The 25099-nt window shown below is 36.0% G+C and carries 24 protein-coding genes and 1 riboswitch; of the genes, 23 read left to right on the forward strand and 1 reads right to left on the reverse strand.

Annotated elements, in window-relative coordinates; translation table 11 throughout:
• Positions 1 to 389: 389 nt before the first annotated feature.
• Positions 390 to 478, forward strand: a riboswitch (glycine riboswitch).
• Positions 479 to 649: 171 nt separating this feature from the next.
• Positions 650 to 1717, forward strand: a complete 1068-nt coding sequence (locus tag GXX20_07790) for an alanine--glyoxylate aminotransferase family protein (GenBank protein ID HHW31556.1) — start codon at positions 650 to 652, stop codon at positions 1715 to 1717.
• A gap of 195 nt (positions 1718 to 1912) precedes the next feature.
• Positions 1913 to 3517 carry a phosphoglycerate dehydrogenase gene (locus tag GXX20_07795; protein HHW31557.1) on the forward strand — a complete coding sequence of 535 codons (1605 nt, stop codon included), beginning with the start codon at positions 1913 to 1915 and terminating at the stop codon, positions 3515 to 3517.
• A gap of 97 nt (positions 3518 to 3614) precedes the next feature.
• Here the strand turns inward: GXX20_07795 and GXX20_07800 are convergent, their stop codons facing one another.
• The gene (locus tag GXX20_07800) at positions 3615 to 4952 is read right to left on the reverse strand and encodes a DUF1015 domain-containing protein (GenBank protein HHW31558.1); all 1338 of its coding nucleotides are present in this window, start codon (positions 4950 to 4952) and stop codon (positions 3615 to 3617) included.
• Between the two features lie 175 nt (positions 4953 to 5127).
• Here GXX20_07800 and GXX20_07805 point away from each other — a divergent pair, with 175 nt between their 5' ends.
• From GXX20_07805 to GXX20_07905, 21 genes are all read left to right on the forward strand, one after another.
• Entirely contained in the window at positions 5128 to 5685 is a 558-nt protein-coding gene (locus GXX20_07805; GenBank protein ID HHW31559.1) for a photosystem reaction center subunit H, read from the forward strand.
• A 49-nt stretch (positions 5686 to 5734) separates the two neighbouring features.
• Positions 5735 to 5911, forward strand: coding sequence for a YtxH domain-containing protein (locus tag GXX20_07810; GenBank protein HHW31560.1), 177 nt, complete (start codon positions 5735 to 5737; stop codon positions 5909 to 5911).
• A gap of 271 nt (positions 5912 to 6182) precedes the next feature.
• The gene (locus GXX20_07815) at positions 6183 to 7235 is read left to right on the forward strand and encodes an AI-2E family transporter (protein ID HHW31561.1); all 1053 of its coding nucleotides are present in this window, start codon (positions 6183 to 6185) and stop codon (positions 7233 to 7235) included.
• Positions 7236 to 7587: 352 nt separating this feature from the next.
• A complete protein-coding gene (gene alaS, locus GXX20_07820) occupies positions 7588 to 10230 on the forward strand; it encodes an alanine--tRNA ligase (protein HHW31562.1) in 2643 nt (880 codons plus the stop codon).
• 41 nt (positions 10231 to 10271) lie between these two features.
• Entirely contained in the window at positions 10272 to 10616 is a 345-nt protein-coding gene (locus GXX20_07825) for a histidine triad nucleotide-binding protein (protein HHW31563.1), read from the forward strand.
• Positions 10617 to 10817: 201 nt separating this feature from the next.
• Positions 10818 to 10994: a 30S ribosomal protein S21 gene (locus GXX20_07830; protein HHW31564.1), complete on the forward strand. Its 177-nt coding sequence runs from the start codon at positions 10818 to 10820 to the stop codon at positions 10992 to 10994.
• A gap of 31 nt (positions 10995 to 11025) precedes the next feature.
• A complete protein-coding gene (locus GXX20_07835) occupies positions 11026 to 11469 on the forward strand; it encodes a GatB/YqeY domain-containing protein (protein ID HHW31565.1) in 444 nt (147 codons plus the stop codon).
• Positions 11470 to 11712: 243 nt separating this feature from the next.
• A complete protein-coding gene (locus GXX20_07840) occupies positions 11713 to 11934 on the forward strand; it encodes a hypothetical protein (GenBank protein ID HHW31566.1) in 222 nt (73 codons plus the stop codon).
• A gap of 271 nt (positions 11935 to 12205) precedes the next feature.
• Positions 12206 to 13096 carry an EamA family transporter gene (locus GXX20_07845; protein HHW31567.1) on the forward strand — a complete coding sequence of 297 codons (891 nt, stop codon included), beginning with the start codon at positions 12206 to 12208 and terminating at the stop codon, positions 13094 to 13096.
• A 119-nt stretch (positions 13097 to 13215) separates the two neighbouring features.
• Positions 13216 to 14877, forward strand: a complete 1662-nt coding sequence (locus GXX20_07850; protein ID HHW31568.1) for a response regulator — start codon at positions 13216 to 13218, stop codon at positions 14875 to 14877.
• Positions 14877 to 16682: a sensor histidine kinase gene (locus tag GXX20_07855; GenBank protein ID HHW31569.1), complete on the forward strand. Its 1806-nt coding sequence runs from the start codon at positions 14877 to 14879 to the stop codon at positions 16680 to 16682. The genes GXX20_07850 and GXX20_07855 overlap by 1 nt, the downstream gene beginning before the upstream one ends.
• A gap of 252 nt (positions 16683 to 16934) precedes the next feature.
• Complete coding sequence (locus GXX20_07860) at positions 16935 to 17855, forward strand: dihydrodipicolinate synthase family protein (GenBank protein ID HHW31570.1); 921 nt, start codon at positions 16935 to 16937, stop codon at positions 17853 to 17855.
• Between the two features lie 15 nt (positions 17856 to 17870).
• Positions 17871 to 18869 carry an amidohydrolase family protein gene (locus tag GXX20_07865; GenBank protein HHW31571.1) on the forward strand — a complete coding sequence of 333 codons (999 nt, stop codon included), beginning with the start codon at positions 17871 to 17873 and terminating at the stop codon, positions 18867 to 18869.
• Between the two features lie 16 nt (positions 18870 to 18885).
• Entirely contained in the window at positions 18886 to 19125 is a 240-nt protein-coding gene (locus GXX20_07870; protein ID HHW31572.1) for a hypothetical protein, read from the forward strand.
• Positions 19122 to 19760, forward strand: coding sequence for a hypothetical protein (locus GXX20_07875; protein HHW31573.1), 639 nt, complete (start codon positions 19122 to 19124; stop codon positions 19758 to 19760). Before GXX20_07870 ends, GXX20_07875 begins: the two co-directional genes overlap by 4 nt.
• A 52-nt stretch (positions 19761 to 19812) precedes the next feature.
• A complete protein-coding gene (locus GXX20_07880) occupies positions 19813 to 19992 on the forward strand; it encodes a hypothetical protein (GenBank protein ID HHW31574.1) in 180 nt (59 codons plus the stop codon).
• Positions 19968 to 20570, forward strand: coding sequence for a hypothetical protein (locus GXX20_07885; protein ID HHW31575.1), 603 nt, complete (start codon positions 19968 to 19970; stop codon positions 20568 to 20570). Before GXX20_07880 ends, GXX20_07885 begins: the two co-directional genes overlap by 25 nt.
• Positions 20571 to 20655: 85 nt before the next feature.
• A complete protein-coding gene (locus tag GXX20_07890; GenBank protein HHW31576.1) occupies positions 20656 to 21570 on the forward strand; it encodes an AraC family transcriptional regulator in 915 nt (304 codons plus the stop codon).
• 150 nt (positions 21571 to 21720) lie between these two features.
• Complete coding sequence (locus GXX20_07895; GenBank protein HHW31577.1) at positions 21721 to 22572, forward strand: aldolase; 852 nt, start codon at positions 21721 to 21723, stop codon at positions 22570 to 22572.
• Positions 22573 to 22845: 273 nt separating this feature from the next.
• Entirely contained in the window at positions 22846 to 23883 is a 1038-nt protein-coding gene (locus tag GXX20_07900; protein ID HHW31578.1) for a hypothetical protein, read from the forward strand.
• A 154-nt stretch (positions 23884 to 24037) separates the two neighbouring features.
• Entirely contained in the window at positions 24038 to 25003 is a 966-nt protein-coding gene (locus GXX20_07905; GenBank protein ID HHW31579.1) for a D-2-hydroxyacid dehydrogenase, read from the forward strand.
• Positions 25004 to 25099: the final 96 nt, after the last annotated feature.

Raw genomic sequence — 25099 nt, forward strand, 5'->3', positions numbered from 1 at the left:
AGTGGTGGGGTGCCGCCCAGGCTGACAAACCATATGGGAGATGCTTGTTGTCAAGGGCATTCCGGAAATACGCGATATCAGGATGATTCTTTGCTTCTTTTCCCTACAGTAAATTAACGCTATCAAAAGTTAAAATTTTACTTGACAAGAATTTAACATAGTTCTATAATAAATGACAATACAAATTGAAATTAAGCTTTGTTATTCAACTTAGTAATACATCTTAGTATTGCTTATATATTAAAAATTTAAGGCATTGGAATTAAAATTTAATATTGGCGGATGACTGGTGGGGGAGAGCATTTTCTGGTTTGCTCAAATAGTAATTCTATAAAATAGCAGAAAATGCACCGAAGGAGTTAAACTCTCAGGTTATAGAGACCTCATCACGACGAACCTCTGGAGAGACCAATAATGGCGCCGAAGGGGCAGGGCTTTATAAGCTTAATCTCTCAGGCAAAAGGACAGAGTGAATGAAAGCAACTAATGATGCTATATCATGTCTGTATTTTCAGGGGTCAAATCGTTCTTGGATTTGGCTTTTATTTTTATTATAAAAGTATCTTCCACTCTCCAGCAGGTATTTAGTTTAATATGTGATAAAAATTAGAAATACTAAAAATACTTGATTTTTGTGAGGAGGATTATTATGCATAAGAAACTTTTTATTCCCGGACCTGTTGAAGTCAGAGAAGATGTTCTTCAAAAAATGGCCACACCCATGATAGGACACAGAACAAAAGATGCTTCAAATTTGCAGAGAAGAATTTCAGAAAAAATGAGAAAAGTGATGTATACCGAAAATGAGATACTGCTCTCAACATCTTCAGGGAGCGGATTAATGGAAGGCGCTGTACGTTCTTGTACAAGAAAGAGAGCAGCAATTTTTTCAGTAGGAGCTTTTGGAGACAGATGGTATAAGATGGCTGTGGCCAATGGCGTTCCCGCAGATAAGTTTTCTTCTGACCTGGGGAAGGCTACAACTCCTGAGATGGTAGATCAGGTACTGTCTACAGGAAAATACGATTTAATAACTATTACACATAATGAAACATCAACAGGAGTTATGAACCCGGTTGAAGAAATCAGCCAGGTAATGAAGAAATACCCTGAAGTTGTATGGTGTATGGATGCAGTAAGTTCATTAGGTGGGACAAAAATAGAAGTAGATAAATTGGGAGTTGATATATGCATCACCTCTTCACAAAAGTGTTTGGGGTTGCCTCCCGGACTGGCTATCTGTTCATTTTCTGAAAAAGCTGTAGAAGCTGCCAAAAAAGTAGAATTCAGGGGTGTATATCTGGATTTGCTTGATTTATATAATTATATCAAGAAAAAGGATTACCAGTATCCATCAACTCCTTCACTTTCACATATGTTTGCCCTTGACTACCAGCTGGACAGAATATTGGAAGAAGGGCTTGAACAGAGGTTTGCCAGACATCTGGAAATGGCCAAGTATGTCCGCCAGTGGGCAAAAGAGAATTTTGCGCTATTTCCTGAGGAAAGATATGCTTCCAACACTCTTACAACAATAAAAAATACCAGGAACATTAATGTAGGAGATTTGAATAAAAAACTTGGAGAAATGGGGTATGCTATTTCTAACGGCTACGGTGACCTTAAAGAAGTAACATTCAGGATAGCTCATATGGCTGATGCTACTATGGATGATATAGTAGAATTGCTTAAAGCGATTGACAGCTTAATTAATTAGAAAATAAAAATGAGGACATTTTCCGACAAAAAGTAAGCTCCCTAATTGCAAGGGGGAGTATCCCGTTACCTTAATCTAAATTGGGACACTCCCCCGACAATAAAACAGATTTCTCTATTAAGAGATTAAACGGGGAATGTCACATACCTTAAACGGGGAGTTTCTCCTTAATAATTTAATCGGAGGGATTATAAGATGAAAGTTATAGTAACAGATAAAATGGCAGATGATGGTATAATTTATTTAAGAGAAAAGGGTTTTGAAGTAGATGTAAAGTTTGGGATTGCCCGCAATGAACTTTTGGATATTATAGGAGAATATGATGCTATAATAGTAAGAAGTACAACCAAGGTTGATGAAGAACTGCTTGAAAAAGCTACAAACTTAAAAGTTGCTGCCCGGGCAGGTAACGGCATAGATAATATTGATGTAAAAGCCTGCACCAAAAGAGGTATTGCTGTAGTTAACACTCCTGAGGGAAATATTATGGCAGCGGCCGAGCTGACTATTGGATTAATATTTGCATTATTCAGAAACATACCACAGGCATATCATGCTGGTAAAAATAAAGATTTCAGAAGAAATAAATTTTCCGGTATTGAATTGGACGGAAAAACCGCAGGTGTTATCGGCCTTGGCAGAATAGGAACAATAGTTGCTACAAAATTAAGAGGCCTGAATATGAAAGTTGTTGCATACGATCCTTACCTGACGGAAGAAAGAGCTGCAAAACTGAGAGTTGAGAAATGTGAAACTATTGAAGAACTTCTTGCCCAGTCTGATGTAGTAACTGTCCATGTACCTAAAACACCTGAAACATATAATTTAATTGGCGAAAAAGAATTAAAAATGTGCAAAAAAGGTGCCAGGATTATTAATGTGGCAAGAGGAGGCATTATTAATGAGCAGGCACTTTATAATGCCTTAAAGGAAGGACATATTGCAGGAGCAGCATTAGATGTTATTGAAAAGGAACCTGCTTTTAATAAAAAACCTGAGGAACAGGATTTCAGCAATCCTCTTATTGAACTGGATAATGTAATTTATACTCCCCACCTGGGAGCTTCTACCGAAGAAGCAAGCCATAATGTAAGCCTGGATTCGGCAAAACTTGTGGAAGGCGTATTAAACGGGCAGATTGTTTCTGCTGTTAATATGCCTCATATCAGCAACGGTGATATAAACGGCCTTAGGCCTTACATTTTATTGGCTGAGATGCTTGGGAAAATATATTATCAGTCTGAAAGAGAAACTGTAGAAAGAATTGAAGTAATTTACAGAGGGGATTTGGTTGATAAGGAAACCAAGCTAATTTCTCTTTCTGCTCTTAAGGGTCTCCTTGATCCGGTTGTAAGCGAAAACATTAATTATGTTAACGTAGAGTTCATAGCCAACGGCATGGGTGTAAGCCTGGTTGAAAGCAAGAGCTCCTGTTTAGAAAAATATACCAACCTCATTACTGTAAAATTCTGTACTAAGAGCAGAGAACTCAGCGTTTCCGGAACAGTATTTGCAAAGGAAGAAATAAGGATTGTAGATTTCTTTGGATATAAACTGGATTTTGAACCTTCTCCAACAGTAATTGCTATCCAGAATATAGACAAGCCCGGAATGATAGGTAAGATAGGTTCAATACTTGGAGCAGGAAATGTTAACATTGCAGCAATGCAGTGGAGCAGAAACAGAAAAGGTGAAAAAGCTGTAGCATTTATCAGTGTGGATGGAGATGTTACCGAAGAAATGCTTAAACAGCTGAGAGAAATAGATGGAGTACTAAGAGTTTCCAAGCTTAGATTTTAACATTAATAAATAAAATACAAAATACCAGGCATTTTGAAGATGCCTGGTATTTTACTTTCACTTTTTTCACATTAGTTTATTCTATTGGCTTATTCCATTAACATATTTTCCTGCATTCCAGGTAGAATCGCTTCTCTTCGGCCTCTCCCATTGAGAAAGTTTTTCTGGGAAGAGTTCCGTCCAGTATTACAGTTTTGAAAAGATCCTGCTTCTTCATAGAAGGCAGTATGAATCCTATATTACCTTCTTTAGCAGCCAGACTAGTTAAAACATCTTCACCGTGAATATAGTCAATCTTTATTTGATCATATTTTTTCATAACAGCATCAAGGAAAAATTGGAGACTGCCCACTTCAAGATTTTGCTTTGGCTTGTTTATAGCTATTAAGCCGTATTCTTCTTCAGCCACAAAGGGTATAACATGAGCCTTGGTCTGTTTCCTTAAGGCGTCCACTTCTGCAAGACAGCTTTCCTTGCAGTCAAACAACCTGAAGAAAGGATCCATATCTTTGCAGATTTTTATCAGCTCTATTTCTATCAATTTTGGATTTGCATTAAACAGTATTCTATGTATGGGTTCAAAGGTGATACCTTTATCATGAACATTGACAACTTCAACAAGGGCATATCTTGCAGGATGAGTTAAAGTCTTATCTTCAGGAAGCTTCTTCTTTATGTTTTCCCAGTGGGATTTGGCGGTTGCCAGCGAATGGTTGCCATCACCTACGGCAAACAGTAAGGGTGCCTTGTAATCAGAAAAACCATATTTTTCATTAAAGACTTTTGGTGAAGCAAGTTTATTCAGGGCATGGACAATGTCTGCAATAATATTTTCATCTTCTACTTTATAACCCTGTATATGCCCGCCACCCATCATAAGATCAAAGTCATATACTTTTTCAAGCCTGTGGATATTTTGTGAAAGAGGGCCTATTACCGTATCATCAGGATCATCTATCAGAAGCATTATATGAGGAAGCTCAATGCTGGCATTTTCCCTGATTCTAAGCCTGGGAGGAATTCTTTCAACAACAGTGCCTTCCGTAGCCCTGATCAGTGTTTGAGAACCTGGGGAATAATCGTATTTTTCCAAGTCAACAGCAAGAATCAGACCTTTTCTAGAAGGAGAATGGGAAGTTTTTCTGTCAACATAAATAAAGCATGGTTTACTGGAACACAGTATATTCTGGCGAAGATACTCATTCATAGTTTTATTAATTTTTTCTATTCTTAAGTCAACGTCTTTTTCTTCCAGATAGATTTCAGGTAATATTAAGTGAAATGTGGAAGGACTGTTTCCAACAATATCTTTAACTTTATCCCAGTATTCAATTTGTGATGTATACTGGTCACAGGCTACTACAGACCATTTATATAGATCACATTCCTTTGCAGGAAGAAGAATTTCCGGAATGGATATTCCTATATGTTCCATAATGTCAGTAATTTGTTTCATAAAGTTTGACCACCCTTCCGATATCGTGTGCCATATACGACAGTCATTGTACGTTAATAACAGATAAAAATATTATATATGAATTTTTTTGTTATATAAAGCAATAATATATGTAAACACCTATTTTAGAATATATTTTATGGAAAGAAGTAACATGATAAGATACAGAGAAGTTATCGGCATGCCTGTGTTTTGCAGCCAAAAGGGAAAAAAGCTGGGAATTGTTGGGGATGTGATTGTATCCCTTGAAGAAAGGAAAGTTAAAGCTTTTGAGCTAGAAAAAAAAGGATTTGGCGTTAACTCCAAGGGATTTCTGTTTGAAAGCATAGAAAACTTAGGGACTGATGCAATTATTTTGAAAAACTTTTTCTGTTTGGACTTTCTGAACAATCTTGGCGTAAAAAAACCTTTTGACAAAGGTACACCATTTAACAGGGGAGTTATATGCGGAAGGAAGGTATACACAAAAACAGGAAGAGAGCTTGGAGTTGTTAAAGACTATTTTTTTGACCCTGTTACTGGAAGAGTAGAAGGTATAGAGCTTTCAGATGGTATTTATGAAGACATTGTCCAGAGGAGGAATATTCTCCCTCTTTTTGGCAAAGTCGAGTTTGGAGAGGATAATGTAATGGTTGGAAGAGAAGCAGTGGAAGAAATGATGAGTACTGGCGGAGGAATAAAGAGAAAATTTTTAAGAAATCATATACTTTAAAGGATAATTTATTAATGACATAAAATTAAAATACGAAAGGAGAAATAATATGAACAGTTTTAGAAAAGGCCTTATAGTTGGAGGATTACTGGGAGCATCAATAGCCATGATTTCTAATTCAGATATGATGAATGGAAGAAATAGAAAAAGAATGATAAAAACGGGAAGAACAATGATGAGAAGAACAGGCAACATAATTAGTGACATTGTTGATGTATTTAGATAATAAGCAGGGGGACGGTTCTCACGCTTCCGTCAATGGAAAGCGATTATAAAAAGGACAAGTGTTTTTCAATGTAAAAAGTATTTTATATGGGAAAATATTTCAATGAAAATTTATCTGCAAGGGGATTGTTCACCAAGTCTTTGCTGAACCGTTCTCCCGATTATCGGGAAGCGGGAGAAATGTTTCCTGATTTTCAGGAAACATGGGAACCTGGAAGCATGAGAACTTTCCCTTTGTTTCTTTTTGTATTTCAACTGAGTGGGAGTAAATAATGGCTGTTAAGTCAAGAAAAATATTTTATTTTGTTATTATAATACTGATTATTGTGGTAATTATTTTATTTTTCTATAGATTTAGAGAACAGATAAAAAGAATAATCACACCTGTAATAATGGGGGTAATAATTTCATATTTGATTGCACCTCCAGTATTAAAGCTTGAAGAGAAAAAAATACCACGGAAATATAGTATTCTGATATTGTATTTTGGATTTATTGTATCATTTTTTGCCGTTATAATATTTATAGTTCCTGAGATTATAAGCAATACCCAGGAACTGACGAACACCGTTCCAAATATGACTGTAGAATATCAGGACGTGGTTAACAAAGTTATTACATCCATAGAATCAAGCAGTTGGCCCCAGGAAATAAAAAATGCAGTTCAAAACGAAATCAGGAATACAATATTAATATTACAAACCTATTTAACCAATCTCTTAAAAAAAGTATTATCAGGTATTATTATTACTGCAAGGTTTATTTTTGATCTGGCTCTTGCAATGGTGATAGGATATTATTTGGTTAAAGATTCGGATTATTTTAAGTCATCTATTATGTCACTGGTACCCCGTAAATGGAGAAAAGGGTTTCATGGCACCATAAAGGAATTAGGACAGGTGCTGTCAAACTTTATCCAGGGACAGCTTACTACAGCTTTTATTGTTGGAGTAATGGAGAGTATCGGACTGATATTGCTGAAAGTAAAATATCCATTACTTTTAGGGATGTTAGGAGGAATAGCGAACATAATACCTTATTTTGGCCCTATTATAGCGGCTGTTCCAGCTACGGCAGTTGCCCTGATAGATTCACCCATGAAAGGATTATGGACGGTAATCATGTTTATATTTGTTCAGCAGCTGGAAAATGTACTAATTTCGCCTAAAATAATTGAAGGGAAAGTGGGATTGCATCCGGTAATAACAATAATTGCCGTTCTCGTAGGAGGAGAAATGTTCGGTATAATAGGGATGATTTTTGCAGTCCCCGTCACAGGGATGATCAAGGTTATTATAAAAAGGGCAGTTGATGCTCTGGCTTAAGCTTATAATATGGGTGTACTAACTAGAAATAAATATATGCAGATATATGCACCCGGAAAAATATGTGCATCCGTAAAGTAGAGAATTCTTGACACTAAATTATCATTTATATATTATTAACTTAATGTTAATTTTATGCTACAGAACTAAGTTCCTGGCTATAACCAGACATCAAGAAGTCTCTCTCTTCTATAAGCGGGAGCTGAATTGATGTAAATTATAATAACAACCTTGTTCAGTGGAGGATTGCTAGATCCCCACCGAATTCCAGAGCGAAGCGAGTTTGCTTGAAAAAGTTAAAATATATATATTATAAATATAAATATATTTTTTTTGTTGAGAGGGTTTATATATGCAAAAACTAGGACTGAACGAGATAAGAAAAAGATATTTAAAATTTTTTGAAAGCAAAGGGCATTTGGTACTTCCCAGCTTTTCTCTTGTGCCTAATAATGACCCAAGTATTTTACTTATTAATGCCGGAATGACTCCGTTAAAACCTTACTTTACAGGCCAGGAAAAGCCACCTAGAAACAGAGTGGCTACATGCCAGAAATGTATAAGGACTCCTGATATCGAAAACGTTGGTAAGACAGCAAGACACGGTACTTTCTTTGAAATGTTGGGGAATTTCTCCTTTGGCGATTATTTCAAGAAAGAAGCCATCAGCTGGGCCTGGGAGTTTGTTACGGTTGAAATGGCAATGCCTGTGGACAGGCTCTGGGTTTCCATATATGAGGAGGATGACGAAGCTTTTGAAATATGGAATAAGGATATCGGGCTTCCTCCGGAACGTATCGTAAGAATGGGTAAAGATAATAACTTCTGGGAACATGGTACAGGCCCCTGCGGGCCTTGCTCGGAGATATACTTCGACAGAGGACCTGAAAAAGGATGTGGAAAACCGGACTGTAAAGTAGGTTGTGACTGTGACAGGTATATTGAATTCTGGAACCTGGTATTTACTCAGTTTAATAGAGATGAAAATGGCAATTATTCAAAACTTGAAAAGAAAAACATAGACACAGGTATGGGCCTGGAACGTCTTGCATGCATAATGCAGGATGTAGATAGCTTGTTTGAAGTGGATACTATCAGGAAAATATTGGATTGTGTTTGCCAGACTGCCGGAGTCAAGTACGGTAAAGATTATAAGACTGATGTTTCCATAAGAGTAATTACAGATCATATAAGAAGTACCGTAATGATGGTATCGGATGGTATCATACCTTCAAATGAAGGAAGAGGATACGTATTAAGGAGATTACTTAGAAGAGCTGCCAGACATGGGAAACTTTTAGGAATTGAAAACGCTTTCTTATACAAGGTTGCAGAAGTTGTTATTAATGAATCAAAGGAAGCTTATCCGGAATTAAAAGAAAATTCTGAATACATTACAAAAGTAATAAAAATAGAGGAAGAAAGATTTGAGGAGACAATAAACCAAGGCCTTTCCATATTGAATGAGTACATTTCGGAAGCCAAGGCTAATAATGAAAAGGTACTGAAAGGAAGCATTGTATTTAAACTCCATGATACATTCGGTTTTCCCATGGATTTGACCCGGGAGATTGCCGAAGAAAATGGCCTTGCCATTGATGAGAAAGGCTTCTTAGATGAAATGGAAGAACAGAAGAGAAAAGCCCGTGAAGCATTAAAAGATAAGGATTCTTCCGCATGGGGAAAGAGTATTTTTGCAGGTCTGGATAATAGAGGTGCTACAGAGTTTGTAGGATATGTGGATAAACAATGCCATGGAGAGGTACTGTACATTATTAAAGACGAAAAAATTGTCGACAGGGCAGAAGCAGGAGATAATGTTGTTATAGTTCTTGATAAAACCCCGTTTTATGCTGAAAGCGGTGGTCAGGTGGGGGATACCGGTATATTAGAAAACACTAATGTATATATTAAAGTGACCGACTGCAAAAAGTCACCTGATGGCAAACACCTCCATATAGGCATAGTAGAAAAAGGTGCAGTACAAACAGGGGATAAAGTGGAAGCCAAAATTGATGTTAAAAGAAGGATGTCCACTGCAAGAAATCATACTGCTACACATCTACTGCAAAAAGCTTTGAAGAATGTTTTGGGTGACCATGTTGCCCAGGCAGGTTCACTGGTTTCTCCAGACAGGTTAAGATTTGATTTTAATCATTTTACTTCCCTTACTGAGGAAGAGATTAAAACTGTGGAAAAAGAAATCAATGATGTGATTATGGCTGACTTACCTGTTGAAGTTAAGGAAATGAGTTTGGACGAAGCAAAAAAAATAGGTGCTACCGCTTTGTTCGGGGAAAAGTATGGCGATGTCGTCAGGGTTGTTAAAGTTGGAGACTACAGCATGGAACTTTGCGGTGGAACACACCTTAAATCAACTTCCCAGGCTGGTTTGATAAGAATTATCGGAGAAAGTGGCATCGCTGCCGGAGTAAGAAGGATAGAAGCACTGACAGGTGAAGGCGCCCTTCAATATTATCAGGATCGGGAAAATATGCTTAACCGGGCCGCCGCTGCACTTAAAACCAGTCCTGAGGATGTTTTAAAAAGAATTGAAACAATGATTCAGAATTATAAAAAGGCCGAGGCAGAAATTGAACAATTACAAAACAGGCTTATAAGCAGTTCAATGGATCAAATACTGTCCCAGGCAAAAGATGTGCAGGGAATTAAAGTGGTAACTGCTTCTATGGGACAGATGGATATGGAAGCTCTCAGGGCAACTGGAGACAAGCTTAGAAGCAAGGTTGGAACGGGAGTTGTAGTATTGGCTTCAACTACCGGAGATAAGGTAAATTTTGTTGTTATGGCTACAAAGGATGCTGTAAGCATGGGCATACATTCTGGAAATCTGATAAAAGAGATAGCAAAGATTGCAGGAGGCGGCGGAGGAGGCCGTCCCGATATGGCGCAGGCTGGAGGCAAAGATACTTCCAAAGTCAATGAAGCTTTGCAACATGCTGTATCAGTTGTTGAACAGCAGATAAATAAATAAGCATAGTAACATAGTATATGTCAGGAGGGTGTTTTTGAAATATGGAAAATTGCATTTTTTGCAAAATAGCAAACAAGGAAATCCCATCTAAAATAGTATATGAAGATGCCAATGTTATAGCTTTCAATGATATAAATCCCGTTGCGCCCATTCATGTGTTGGTTGTTCCAAAGCAGCATATTAAAAGCATGAATGACATTGATGAGAATAATTCTCAGATAATTGCCCATATTCATGTGGCAGCAAAAAAGATTGCAGAAGAACTGGGGATAGCTCAGAAGGGTTACAGATTAATTAATAACTGCGGACCTGATGCAGGACAGACAGTTATGCACCTGCACTATCATCTTATTGGCGGAGTGAATCTCGGGCTAAAGATAATATAAAAATGCCATTATAAATAAAAAATGGGTAAATATGTGGGTAAATATGGTGTAAATATCAATATGAGTTTTTTATTGACTTTAATTTAAAGGTTAATATATAATATAGTGTGTGCTGTTTTTAGTTAAATTCCCAGTAAAAGAAATAGCAGAATACGCAGTTTATTCTTAGCACAATTGTTACCATCGGAGGGAGGGAAATATGTGTCTGAAATCAGAGTTAAAGAAAATGAGACTCTTGATAGTGCTCTAAAAAGATTTAAAAGGCAATGCGCAAAAGCAGGTGTGCTTGCTGAAATAAAGAAAAGAGAGCATTACGAGAAGCCCAGTGTAAGGAGAAAGAAAAAATCTGAAGCAGCAAGAAAGAAAAGATATAGATAATACTAATTACAATTAAAGGGAGAGTTAGACTATGTCCCTTAAAGAGACTTTACTTGAAGATTTGAAAAATGCAATGAAGGAAAAGGATATCATCCGGAAAAATGTTGTCCAGATGATAAGGTCTGCTGTTCTTCAGGTTGAAAAGGATAAACAGGTTACTCTTGATGATGATGGTGTATTAGAAGTAATATCAAAGGAATTAAAGAAACGAAAAGATATCTTACCAGATTATGAAAAAAGCGGCAGACAAGATTTGATTGATAATTTGAATTATGAAATCAGTATATTATTACAATACTTACCAAAGCAATTAGACGAAGCAGAGATTGAAGAAATAGTCATGAAAGCCGTAAAAGATGTGGGAGCTACTTCAGTGAAGGACATGGGTAAGGTAATGCAAGTTATCATGCCCCAAATTAAGGGAAAAGCTGATGGTAAGGTAGTTAACCAAATAGTAAAAAAAGTACTGGGATAGTATCCCGGATATAAAAAGCTCGATTGTAAAATCGGGCTTTTTAGTTATCTGATGAAAGTCATAGGAAGCAGGAGAACTGCTCCTCCGGAAGCAGAGGGACGGTTCTCCTGCTTCCCTCATAAAAAATATTTAAAATAAAGAGGAATTTCGTATTCTTTGTTGAATAATTACTAAATGGAATGTCTATTTGTCTTTTTATTGCAATAAAATAAATTGTACAAATCTTTTTGGAGGAGGAGCTTCATGAAAAGGAAGAAGAACTTTTATCTAGGCATGGGACTTCTTTTGGGAACAGCATTTGGGGCGGCTTTAATGATTATTCTTTTTGCAGCAACCGGCAATGGTATTTGGATATCCTACACTGGAGTAGGAACAATAGTAGGACTAATTATAGGTATTGCCATGGAAGCATCAGCGGCTAAGAAGACAAGTGAAGAGAGTACCGAGAAAAGTGTCCAGAGCTAATCAGATAGTTGCCGCATAAAAAGGTAAGAAAACATTACATAGGGAAAATGCTCTAGTACTGTTATTTAGCCCTTGCCAACACAATTGGCAGGGGTATTTTTATATACTTATACCAGCTTAATTAAGACCCGAGCGAAGCGAGTTTGCTTTTGGCGTAAAAAATAGAAAAATATCAACAAATAAATTAAAATGAAGCTTTTGGAGGTATTGTGTGGTATATTAAAAAAATATAGAATATATGTAGCGAAAAATATTGATAGGTGGCATAAAAATGAACGCAGCTTTTTATCATGCAATAGTGGGAGCAGTATTAAATGCTGCAAATGACCTTTTATACAGGTCATCTTCAGCAGGTAAGAACAGGGAGCAGGTGCTTTCCTTTTATTTTTTTTCTTCGGCATTTTCTGCTATAATTAGTTTTGTAGCCGGATTATTTATGTATAAAGGAGCTATATTTGATATTCCCAGTATAGTTTACGGTGTTATCTTAGGTATACTATCGTTTTCGTCATATATCTTGTTCCTTTTCAGCTTTACAGGTAATAACACTTCGACAGCAGTAACAATATTCAGGCTTAATATGATCCCTTCAATAATTCTTGCAGTAATTTTTTTAAATGAAAGGATAAGCTTAAGAAGGGGAATTGGTATAGCCTTAAGTATTTCATGTATTTTCTTGATAGCGGGATTTAATATATCCAGCAAGGAAGAGAAAAAAACCAGGCTGTTGGATAAAAGCACAATTATGAGCCTGGGAGCCTGCCTGTTTGCAGGGTTCATAAATTTTGCAAATAAACTTGCTGTAAATGCCGGTACACAATCCTTCAACCTTCTGTTATGGAGATATATAGTCGTATCACTGATTGCAGGCCTTTTTTTATTTAAAGAAAGACGCTGGGAGATTAAAGCAGGGCAATGGAACATAAGTAAAAAAGGGCTTCTGATTGCATTTGTATCTAGCGTTATTTTATGGTCATCAATTGTAAACATGCTGATAGCCATGAAAACTGGTGATGTAGCTATGATCATACCAATAACACAGATGGCCATTGTAATTATAGCAGTTATAAGCTGGCTGTTTTTGAAGGAGAAAATGCACCTGAGAAAAGTTGCAGGTATATTACTTGCAGTTGCAGCAGTAATACTTATCAGCGGCGATTAATGAGGCAGAGGGATTACACAAATAGTTAACAAAATATTTAAAAAAGTCAAATATCGTGATAAAATAAAGTTGTCTTTATGGGTGTTGCATAAACTTCTTTGCAGGAGGGTTTGTATATAATGCTTTCAATTTCCTCTGAACCGCTTCTTAAGATGATGATCGTTGATGATGAGCCTTTAATACGTCAGGGATTTAAGTATTTCTTCGAATGGGACAAATATTCTATAAGCCAGGTTTTTGAGGCTGGTAATGCTGAAGAAGCAATCGAAATAGCCAAACGGGAAAACATTGAAATAATTGTCTCGGATATAAGAATGCCTGAAGTTGACGGTCTTGAATTAATAAGTAGGTTAAAGGCGATACTACCTAATTCTATATACATTATTTTGAGTGGGTATGATGATTTTGAGTATGCCAAAAAATCTATTTCGCTGGGTGTTTTTCATTATCTTGTGAAGCCTATACATTCAGAGGAACTTCATCAGGTTATGAGCTTATGCACACAGAAATTATTGGAACAGAAACAAAAAAGGGAAATAGAAGAAAGTTTGAACAGAAAACTTAATAAATCAATGCCGCTTCTCAGGGACAGTTTTATAAAAAAACTCCTTAGAGGAGAGTTAAATCAAAGCAAGGAAGAGCTATATAACAGATTTAACGAACTGGAAATTGATCTGGAAAATTTGAACTACTTAGTTTTACTTGTAGGACCTAGCGGGAAACACCATAAAAACAGCAACGCAGATGGCAAATCAAATATAAAAGGAATAACAAATATTATAAAGGACTTGCTTGTAAAATACATTTCTGAAGAAAATGATGAGAATTATAAACTATATGCAGTAACCGATTCTAATAAAGTATTTATTATATTATCTTGGACTGAATCTCAAAGCATAGAAGAAATTCTGAGAACAGCTTTCGAAAGACTCAATAATGAAATGCTCCAAAAGTACGGTATAGAAACTGTTGGCTGTGTGAGTTGTGCGGTTAAGGACTTAAGCAAAATAAGTATCCATATAAAGGAAGCTGAAAAAATTCTTGATTACAAAGTCATTATGGGGGACAATAATATTTTATTTCTTGAAAACATGAAAAGTATCCATGACAACAGACCTTTCTTTTTGTCCCAGTCAGAAAGGAAAAAACTTATTTTCTGCGTAGTTAATAACGATGTTATCGGAATAAATAAAGTTATAAGAGGTTTTAAAAATTCTATAAAAAAGTACAAATACATATCAGTTGAATGCATATATTCTGCACTTGTAGAAGTAATAATCTCAATAGTCAGATTTGCTTATGAAACTGGTTTCAGAACACAGATTTTTGGAGAACAGATCTATTCACAGGAATTCATGCGTAGTTTTAACAATGTTGATGAGATATTTACCTGGATTGAAGATTCTATCATTAAGTTTTCTAACGAATTTGCGAAATTTAGAACAGAAAAACCTAAATCCATAATACAACAGATTAAAGCATATATTACTGAAAATTTAGGGCAGGAAGAAATTACGTTGAACAGTATTTCAGAAAAATTTTATTATAATCCCAGTTATCTTAGCAGATTGTTTAAGGAAGAGACAAATAAAAATTTCATAGATTATATAAATGAAATAAAGATAAATACGGCAAAAGAATATTTAACCTCAACGGATATGCCAATTTCAACCATATGCGGAAAAATAGGATATAAAGACTATAAGCATTTCTTATCACTGTTTAAGAAGATAACAGGTGTTACCCCGAATGAATACAAAAGCGGAGGGAAAATAAGCTAGTGTTGACTTTTTTTAAATGGGGTATAAGAATAAAACTAATGGTCATATTAGTTTGTTTGTCCGTTATACCACTCATATTCTTAGGAATTTTTACCTTTCTGTATTCCTCAAACGTTGTCAGGAAGGATTTTATTGAGTATTCGAAAAATAACCTCAGCCAAATTTCAAAAAATATAGATGATAGTTTAAAAAATATGGACATGCTTTCAATCATGGCCATCGCAGACAAGGACGTGAGAAATGTATTGAGAAGCGATAAAGGCTATGGGAATACAAGTGTGGTTGAGAAATATTCGATAATGCGGGAATTTCTCACAAAAATAAGCATATTGAGAAAAGATATTTCAGGTGTTTATATTTTTTCTGATTTAAATAAATACAGCTATAATATGTATAGTGTAATAATTGATGTTGATTACGAATACAAGAATGCCCCCTGGTATATTGACACTCTTGAAAAGGAAGGTGCTCCTGTGTTCATCGGAACACATTTGCCATATCAGGGAAAAAGTTCCGGTGATTACGTTTTTTCTCTTGCCAGATGTATTTTAGATACTGATAGCGGCGAAATTCTTGGAGTAATACTTATAGATGCAAATTTCAAACTGTTGAGCGAAATATGCGATAGCACTCAAAATTACAGAAACAGCGAAATCATTATAACTGACCAGGAAGGAAGAATAATTTATTCAAAAGATAGAAAACTGCTTACCAGTGTGATAGATTTGGATTTAAACTTGCTGAAAGACGATAGCGGAAATAGTTTTATAAATTGGAACAACGAAAAGTTTTTCATGAATTATATAACTTCCTCCTACTCAAGATGGAAAATAATTCAAATAATACCTGAAAATTATGTATATTTAACAACTAATACAATAGGTATAATGATCATAGTGCTGGCAATAACTGCTGCCATTGTATCAATCGTACTCACATTCTTTATATCCCAGAGCATATCCAAACCTATAGTAGCCTTGAATAACGCTTTGAAAAAAATCGGCGAGGGTGACTTTGATCAGAATATCCAAATAAAACGCAACGATGAAATCGGACAGCTTGCTGATGGTGTATCAGAAATGAAAGCAAACCTTAAACAATTAATTACAAGGGTTGCAAGTGCTCAGGCAAAGCAAAGGGAAGCAGAACTAAAATCTCTTCAGAATCAAATCAATCCTCATTTTTTATATAATACCCTCATTTCAATACAGATGTTGGCCAAGATAAACAAACAAGAACGGATTGCACAAATGGTGGATGATCTTGGCATGCTTTTTAAACTCAGTATCAGCAAAGGCAAAGATATCGTAAAGATGAAGCAGGAACTGGAACATGTCAATCTGTATATAAAATTACAGAAAATTAGATATGGAGACAAGTTTGACTGTTTATTTGATATTGACGAAAATATTGTTGACCTTTATACAATAAAACTCTTACTTCAGCCAATTGTAGAAAATTCAATCTATCATGGGTTAGAGAGCAAAATGAATAAGGGAATTGTAAAAATAACAGCTAAAAGATACAGTGACCATGTATTAATAGTTGTTTATGATAACGGGGTTGGAATGGATGAAGAAAAACTGGAACAAATACGGCTTATGCTAAATGGCAAGTGTGAACCTAATACTAAAATGATGAGTATTGGTATAAAGAATGTTAATGAAAGAATAAAGCTGTATTTTGGAGATGAGTACGGGATCTCTATTGACAGCATTCCTGGAGAGGGAACAAGAGTATTAATAAAACTTCCTGTGTTAGAACATATAGAAGATATATCTCCTGTAAAGGTTGAATATTTTTAATTAAGAAGTAAAATATGCCCCATATATTATGTAAAAAGTTACCCTATTAATTACAATTGCTTAAAGTTATTATGAATGTGATAAAACTATTAGCTTTACGACTGTATAACGCGATAGTTTTATTATATATATTTAAGATTTATTATTTAGTTAAAATCAGTTTACAAAATACAGGCGTTTATGAAATACTAAAAATAAACCATCTGATATTAAATGGAATTATTTAAAAAAGCTCTTATAGGAGGGCAATATATGAACGAAAAAAGATATCCCAAAACCATTCTTGCAACAGCATGTATACCATGGACAGAATCTTATGAATTTGATGAAGATATTTTCAGGAAAGAAGTACAGGGACTTATCAAAAGAGGCATTAAAAATATATATTTATTCGGTACAGCGGGAGAAGGCTATGCCATAACAGATGAACAATTTGATGAAATAGTAAGGGCTTTTGCGGAAGAGATGAAAGGTCCGGATTTATATCCTATGGTAGGATTAATTAGCCTTTCACTTCCTAACATGATTAACAGAATAAGAAAGGCCTATAGTTATGGCATAAGAGATTTCCAGTTCGCACTTCCCAGTTGGGGAGCTCTTTCAGATGAAGAACTATATTCTTTTATGCATGCACTCTGTGATCCTTTCCCTGACTGCAGATTTTTACACTATAATCTTTTACGCTCAAAAAGATTCCTTACAATAAAGGAATACGAAAGATTGGCAGAGGAAATACCCAATTTCGCAGGAGTAAAATATGTAACAAAAGATATTCCGGATATTATAGAAATTGCCGGCAGTTCTTGCTCCTTGCGTTTCTTCTTGACAGAAATAGGATTTGGATATGGGAATTTAATAGGAGATTTCGGCCTTTTACTGTCAATTGCTACTTCCAATATAAAAAGAGCCTGGGAGTACTTTTATGCTTCCAGTAATTCTGAAAGTGAAAAGACCCTAAAAATGCAACAGGAACTTTATATGATGGTTAAGGGACTTATGGAGGCTGCTGGGGGAGGTAAAATTGACGGGGCATACGATAAAATGTTTAGTAAAGTTCTTATTAAAGAATTTCCACTGAGACTTTTACCACCTTACAAAAGTACAACTGATGAAGCCTTTGATAGATATTATAGTTTTCTTAAAATGGAGTATCCTCAGTGGGTTGAAGATTAGAAAGGAGATAATGGCATGGTCAGTCGGTGGTCAGTCAATGAAACTGATAAGAAAATTTTAGAAGATATTAAGGACATTATTCCCAAAAATATATTCGATGTTCATGCTCATATTTACAGATTCAAAGATTATGGGCAAAAATTTGCGGGATCATCGGGGGAAGGGCCTTCTGTGGTTACAATAGATGTCTGGAGAGAACAGATGGAGCAAATATTTAAAAGTTCAAATATGGTTGGAGGTCTTTTCTTTCCTCATATTCAGGTAAACTGCAATGTGGAAGCATGCAACAATTTTATTGTTGAACAGTTAAAATTACATAAAATGAGCAGAGGATTAATGCTTATAAGGCCTGATGATAATCCTGAAAAAGTTGAAGAATTCCTTGAGAAGCATCCCGGTATACTGGGTTTAAAGCCCTATCATGTATTCAGTAGTCAAAAACCTACATTTGAATCGGATATATCAGGTTATTTGCCTGAGTGGGCTTGGGAAATAGCTCACAGAAGAAATTTATTTATTACTTTGCATATGGTAAAAGCCGGAGCCCTGGCTGATCCGAAAAATTCAGAAGAAATTGTATATTTCTGTACCAAGTATCCAGGAGTAAAACTGATTCTTGCACATGCCGCAAGAGGATTTCACAGATACAATACCATTAAAGGTTTGCCTAAAATAAAGGGCCTTAAGAATATATGGTTCGATGTTGCAGCCGTATGTGAACCTGGAGCAGTTAAGGCAATACTGGCAGAATTCGGCCATAAAAAACTTCTGTGGGGCAGTGATTTCCCAATATCACAAACCAGGGGGAAATGTGTGGATGTAGGTGATGGGTTTATATGGCTTGATGAAAGCATAATAAAATGGGAAACCTTATCCCCGGCATGCAATCCTGTTCTTGTGTGTATAGAATCTTTGAGAGCCATGAGAGAAGCTTTTTACGATATGAAGATAAGTGATTCTCAGATAGAAGATATTTTCTGTAATAATGCTTTGGAGGAAATGATGGCAAGGTAGGGGGCACTCAGAAATAATGGACAATAAAGCGAAAATATATTCAAACCAGGAACTTTATTCCACGGGTAAGCAGCGTTTCTTTAATGGAGATGCCAGGGAAGCGGCATTTCTTCTGGGAGGTATAGGCACAGGTACTATTTCTGTTGGTGCCCGGGGAGAACTTAAAGACTGGGAAATATTTAATAAACCAAGCAAAGGTGATAACCTTTCATACACAAGGATTTCAAGGAAGATTATATCCGTTATGGAAGCATGAGTATAATGACTCCTCAGGAAAATGTTACATACAAGCAGTACTGGCTGACAGACTATTCTGCATGGGATGGAGTGCAGGATTTCTGGGAGGACTTTAGCAGTGACAGATTGCTGGAACCTTTTTCTTTTAGTGATGGTATAGACATAGAAGCAAAACATATTGGAGTGAGAGGAAAACAGAAATATTGTTCTCTGGGGATACCGGCAACATTAAATCCCGGGGAGGAAAAAGAGTTCACTTTTATACTGACCTGGTATTTTCCTAACAGGATAAAAAGCTGGTTTGGTGACGACAGTAAATATAACCATGAAACTCCTATAGTGAGAAATTACTACAGCAAGCTGTTCAAAGATGCCTGGGATGTTGGGAAGTATGTCATAAAGAATTACTCAAGATTAGAAAATGAAACCCGTAAATTTCATAATGCCTTATTCAGCAGTACACTGCCCCATTATGTAATTGATGCGGTGGCTAGCAATATTACAGTGCTAAGAAGCAATACTTGCATCTGGCTTGAAGACGGAACCATGATAGCATGGGAAGGTTGTCATGATAAGACAGGATCATGCTTCGGAACCTGTACCCATGTGTGGAATTATGCTCAAACAGTAGCATACCTTTTTTCCTTCTCTTGAACGAAGTGCACGGATTGTTGAATTTAACAAAGAAACCGATGAGAAGGGAGAAATGGCCTTCAGGACAAATACAGTTTTGGGTATGCCCAGGTACGATTTTCATCCTGCAGCTGACGGACAGATGGGTACAATTGTCCGGCTGTATAGAGAGTGGAAATTGAGCGGTGATATGGAACCGGGTGCCTGTCGGACCAGGTTTTCGGACAGATGCTGGCTCATATGGTGGGATTAGGATACATATTGCCTGAAGAACACGTAAAGAAGGCAATTGAATCTGTATATAAATATAATTTCTTTACAGATTTCAGTAACCATTGCAATATGCAGAGGACCTATGTATTAAATGATGAAAAGGGTCTGGTATTATGCACCTGGCCATATGGGGGAAGGCCAAGATTTCCCTTTATATATTCAGATGAGGTATGGACAGGAATCGAGTATCAGGTTGCAGCCCATCTTATATTCGAAGGATTTGTAGAAGAAGGCTTAACCATAGTAAAGACAATAAGGGACAGGCAGGATGGATACAGGAGAAATCCATGGAATGAGGTAGAATGCGGACACCATTATGCCAGGTCCATGGCAAGTTGGACAGTATTAATTGCCCTTACAGGCTTTCAGTGCGACATGGTGAAGAAGGAAATACGCTTTTCACCAAAGATTTATAGAGAGGATTTTTCTACTTTCTGGTCCACAAGTACAGCCTGGGGAATATACCGGCAAAAATTAAATAAAGAAACCGGAAAGATGGAACATGAGATTGAAGTATTATATGGGGAGCTTGACGGTATAAATGTAATATATGAGTAAATTTAGGGTCATTGTTATGGAATGGAAGGTTCCATTAAGTTTATATAGAAGCTAGAGACTTCCTGATATCTGGGATAAAATTAGTATGATTAATATGAATATAATGGATACCAATTTAAAAGGTTATAATGTTAAGGTTGATTTTGGCAATATATTAATAGACGTATGGGTTAATTTTGATGCACACTACGAAATGACAGAGAACACAGAAAGTCATAATCATTTTGCCTATGAAATTCATTTTATTTCTTATGGGGATGGTGTGTTGTGGATAGAAAACCAACCAATACCATTGAAGGTAAATAATTTATATTTAATAGCTCCCGGCGTCTATCATAAATTTGTAGTAAAACAAGAAGAGAAAATTGTAAGATATAGTATCCAGTTTAATTTCAGATTCTTGAAAAGAAAATCCGGGAGTCAATTTAAGAATGAAATATTAAAAATCATTGAAATACTAAATTTTAATAAGTATTTAGTTAAAGAAGACTTGTATAATAACTTTTCTTTAGTAGAGTCTATATTTAAAGAACTAACTACCCAAAGAATAGGATATATTCAAAAAGCTGAATTGCTGGTCAAAGATATATTTATAAATATTTTTCGCACTATTTGTGAAGATGATATATATAAAATATCTAATATAAAAAAAGGGTATCAGGATGAAAAGAGGATTCCTAAGATTGAACAATTTTTTCATGCCCATTATAAACAAAGTGATATTAGAATAGAAGATCTTTCTAAATATCTTAATCTAAGTGTAAGACAAACCCAAAGGGTAATTAAAAGCCTTTTTGGTAAGTCCTTCAGGGAAAAGCTTATTGAAATTCGCATAGAAAATGCCAAGCACTTGTTAAGTACAACTAATCTGTCTATAGTCAAGGTTTCTGAATTGGCCGGTTTTAATTCAGTAAATTATTTTCATTATGTATTCAAAGAATATACTGGAATGACTCCAAAATGCTTCATCAACAAATCTATTAACAATAGAAAACAGTAATCAGTACTATTTGAGTGGCATATTATCTGATAAATAATTAAGACAATATGACATTCACATAAAAATAACGACATATTTCTTAATTACAATTAAAATCATAGTGTTTTATTATAAGGATGTAATCTAATATTTTGCAGGGGATGTGTTTAGATGAAAGGTGAAATGATTAGGCAAAAGTTGATAAATGGTGAAAGAATTTATGGAACACATGTAGCAAGTCTTGGCAACCCTATAGCTGCAAGGATGACCGCTGATGTGGAAATGGATTTTGTTTTTATATGTACTGAACATATGCCGATTGACCGCACAGAGGTTGCAATGATGTGTCAGTTGTATTCGGCATGGGGCATATCACCTATGGTCAGAATACCATATCCTTCGGCACACTGGGCAGCCATGGCAATGGACGGCGGAGCTGAAGGTATAGTTGCACCATACGTCGAGACAGTAGAGCAGGTAAAGCAGCTGGTAGGAGCTGTAAAATATCGTCCAATAAAGGGTAGATTCCTTCAGGAAGTTCTTAACGGTCAAAGAGAATTTAGCGAAAAACTCCGTAGATATCTTGAAAACTTCAATAAGGATAAATATTTGATTATTGGAGTAGAAAGTGTTGAGGCAATACATAATCTTGAGAGTCTGCTTTCTGTGGAAGGTGTAGATGGAGTATTTCTCGGGCCTCATGATATTACATGTTCTATGGAGATACCTGAAGAATATGACAATCCAATTTTTCAGAAAACATTAATAGAAATTGTAAGGAAATGCAGGAAAATGAATAAAGGAGTAGGCCTTCATACAGACGCTACTACTGATTTATATAAAAAATTGATGGATGAAGGGTTAAACTTCATATTAAATGCTGCAGATATAACGAAAATGCGCGGCACATTAAACAGTGATTTTAGGAAAATAAGAGGGAACTATGGCGATACATTTAGCAGAGGAGATGTAACATTAAAAGCAAGCAATTTGTGTATAAATCAGGAGGAACAAAAGAAATGAATACCCTGATTAAAGAATTGACTTGTGAGGTACCGGAGCTTTGTAGCAGCAAAGAAAACTCAAGAAGGAAATATAGCTGTAAGGAGATTTCATATTAGCGTTGAAATGTAGGGAGAGGGGAGTATCAGCGGATATCAACTTAAGTGACATAGAAACTATAAATAATAATCCGGGTAAGCTTATAGAGTGGGCTAGATTGGGAAGAGAAGCTATTAATGAGATCCTCTGATGGATATTGGGATTGTCTCGTTTTATTTGACAAGGAGAATTAATATGGACGAAGAATTAATAAGAAAAGCAATTGAAAAGCATATTGAATTCTGGAAGCTTTCAAACAAAGAACCACTATTAGCCAGAATACCGTTTAGTGGTTTCAAAAAGAAGCCATATCCTGTAAAAGGCGGAAAAGAGCTTGTAGACCCTGAGAGAATATTTCCGGGGGATATTGATGTTTCGAGATTAGTGGGAGCAGAAATAAGCAATCCCGAACCATTTAATGGTGACATGGCTAATTTTGCAGGATGCCTATATCCTGAGGCTTGGATGGAGTCGATTATAGGATGCCCCATTTATGCTTCTGCTTTCAGTTGTTCTGCAAAACCAATACCCGGCGATATTGAAAAGGCAATGGAAGAGTTTACTGTAGAAGGTGCGCTGAAATCTGAATGGTTTGAGGTAATAAATGACGTAATGAGAAAGCTTAACGAAAAAGCAGGATTTGATATAGCTGTAAGACAGCTTCATTTCAGAGGCATTATAGATATGCTTGCAGCTTTTATGAGTGAGGAAAAGCTGTGTCTTTCTATTTATGATTATCCTGAAAAGGTTGCAGAACTTGCAGATAAATTTACAGAATTATATATTTTGACAGTCCAAAGAAACATTGATATGAGGCAGCAATGGAAAGGTGGATATATTTCAGTCTGGGGTGTGTTTGCTCCGGAACCGGTTCTGGACTACCAGATAGATGCTTCCAGTCTTTTCTCGCTAAATACATACAGGGAGCATTTTCTAAAGTTTGATAAAAAGATCATAGATAGGTTTCCATATAGTGTAATGCATATGCATGCATGTGGCTTGCATATTCTTGATGCGGTACTTGAAATAGAAAATTTAAAAGCAGTGGAAATAACACTCGAAAGAGAAACCGGCGTATTTAAGAAAGAAATGATTCTAGAATCCTGTAAAAAAATACAGGCTGCTTCAAAGAGTGTTATCATAAATGGTGAGTTAAGTGAAGAGGAACTTAATGAGTTTGTTGAGAAACTCAAACCAGAAGGATTGGCAATATTCTACTGGAAACCTATATAATGCAAAAATATTACTGTGCGCAAAACCGTGGGAAGCGGATTTTACGCTGTTGAAAAAGATGTAAGATGAAAAAATACCGGACTGGATGCAAAACCTGGTGGTGTTCATCGAATAATGGCATAATAAAATAAAATTGAAGGGGATGAGTATAGGTATGAAAATTGTAGTGCTGGACGGTTATACGTTAAATCCTGGAGATTTAAGCTGGGAAGATCTAAAAAAATTTGGAGATGTAACAATCTACGAGAGAACTGCATCGAATTTAATAATTGAAAGAGCTGCAGGAGCGGAAATTATATTAACAAATAAGACTCCTCTCTCTGGAGAAACAATTGAGAAACTTACTTCATTAAAATATATTGGTGTGCTTGCCACTGGATATAACATTGTTGATGTTGATGCAGCAACAAAACGTGGCATAATTGTGACTAATATTCCCAGCTATGGTACATACTCTGTTGCCCAGATGGTTTTTGCGCTATTGCTGGAACTTTGCCATCACGTGCAGCGCCACAGCGATTCTGTCCAAAGAGGCGATTGGTCCAAAAGTAAAGATTTTTGCTATTGGAACTACCCTCTGATAGAACTGGCAGGAAAGACTATGGGAATTATTGGATTCGGGAGAATCGGAAGGCAGGTGGCAAAGATCGCAGAAACATTTGGAATGAATATTATAGCTGCAGACATCCATAAAGGAAATCAACCTGATTTAAGAAATTTTTCCTGGGCAGAAATACCGGAGCTGTTGCAGAAGTCTGACGTAGTAAGCCTTCATTGCCCGCTATTTCCTGAAACCCGGGACCTGATCAATAGAAATTCGCTAAATCTCATGAAAGAGACTGCGTTTTTGATTAATACTTCCAGAGGACAGCTTATTGTTGAGGAGGACCTTTCAGAAGCTTTGAATAAAGAAAGGATAGCAGGGGCAGGGCTGGATGTGTTGTCTATTGAGCCTCCGAACAGAGACAATCCACTATTGTCTGCAAAAAACTGCTTGATCACACCCCATATCGCATGGGCAACAAAAGAAGCAAGGACAAGGCTGATGGACACTGCAATCCGGAATATAAAGGCTTTTATGGAAGGAAATCCGGTAAATATTGTGAATAATGCTAAATAGATAATAATTTCTATCAAGTAAAAAATGCCCCTGTTGAAAAGTAAAATTTGCCCCATTAAAAACTCGACGGTTTACTTTATTATAAAAGTATAGCCT

This window comes from Clostridiaceae bacterium (assembly GCA_012840395.1).
Taxonomy (GTDB): Bacteria; Bacillota; Clostridia; order Acetivibrionales; family DULL01; genus DULL01.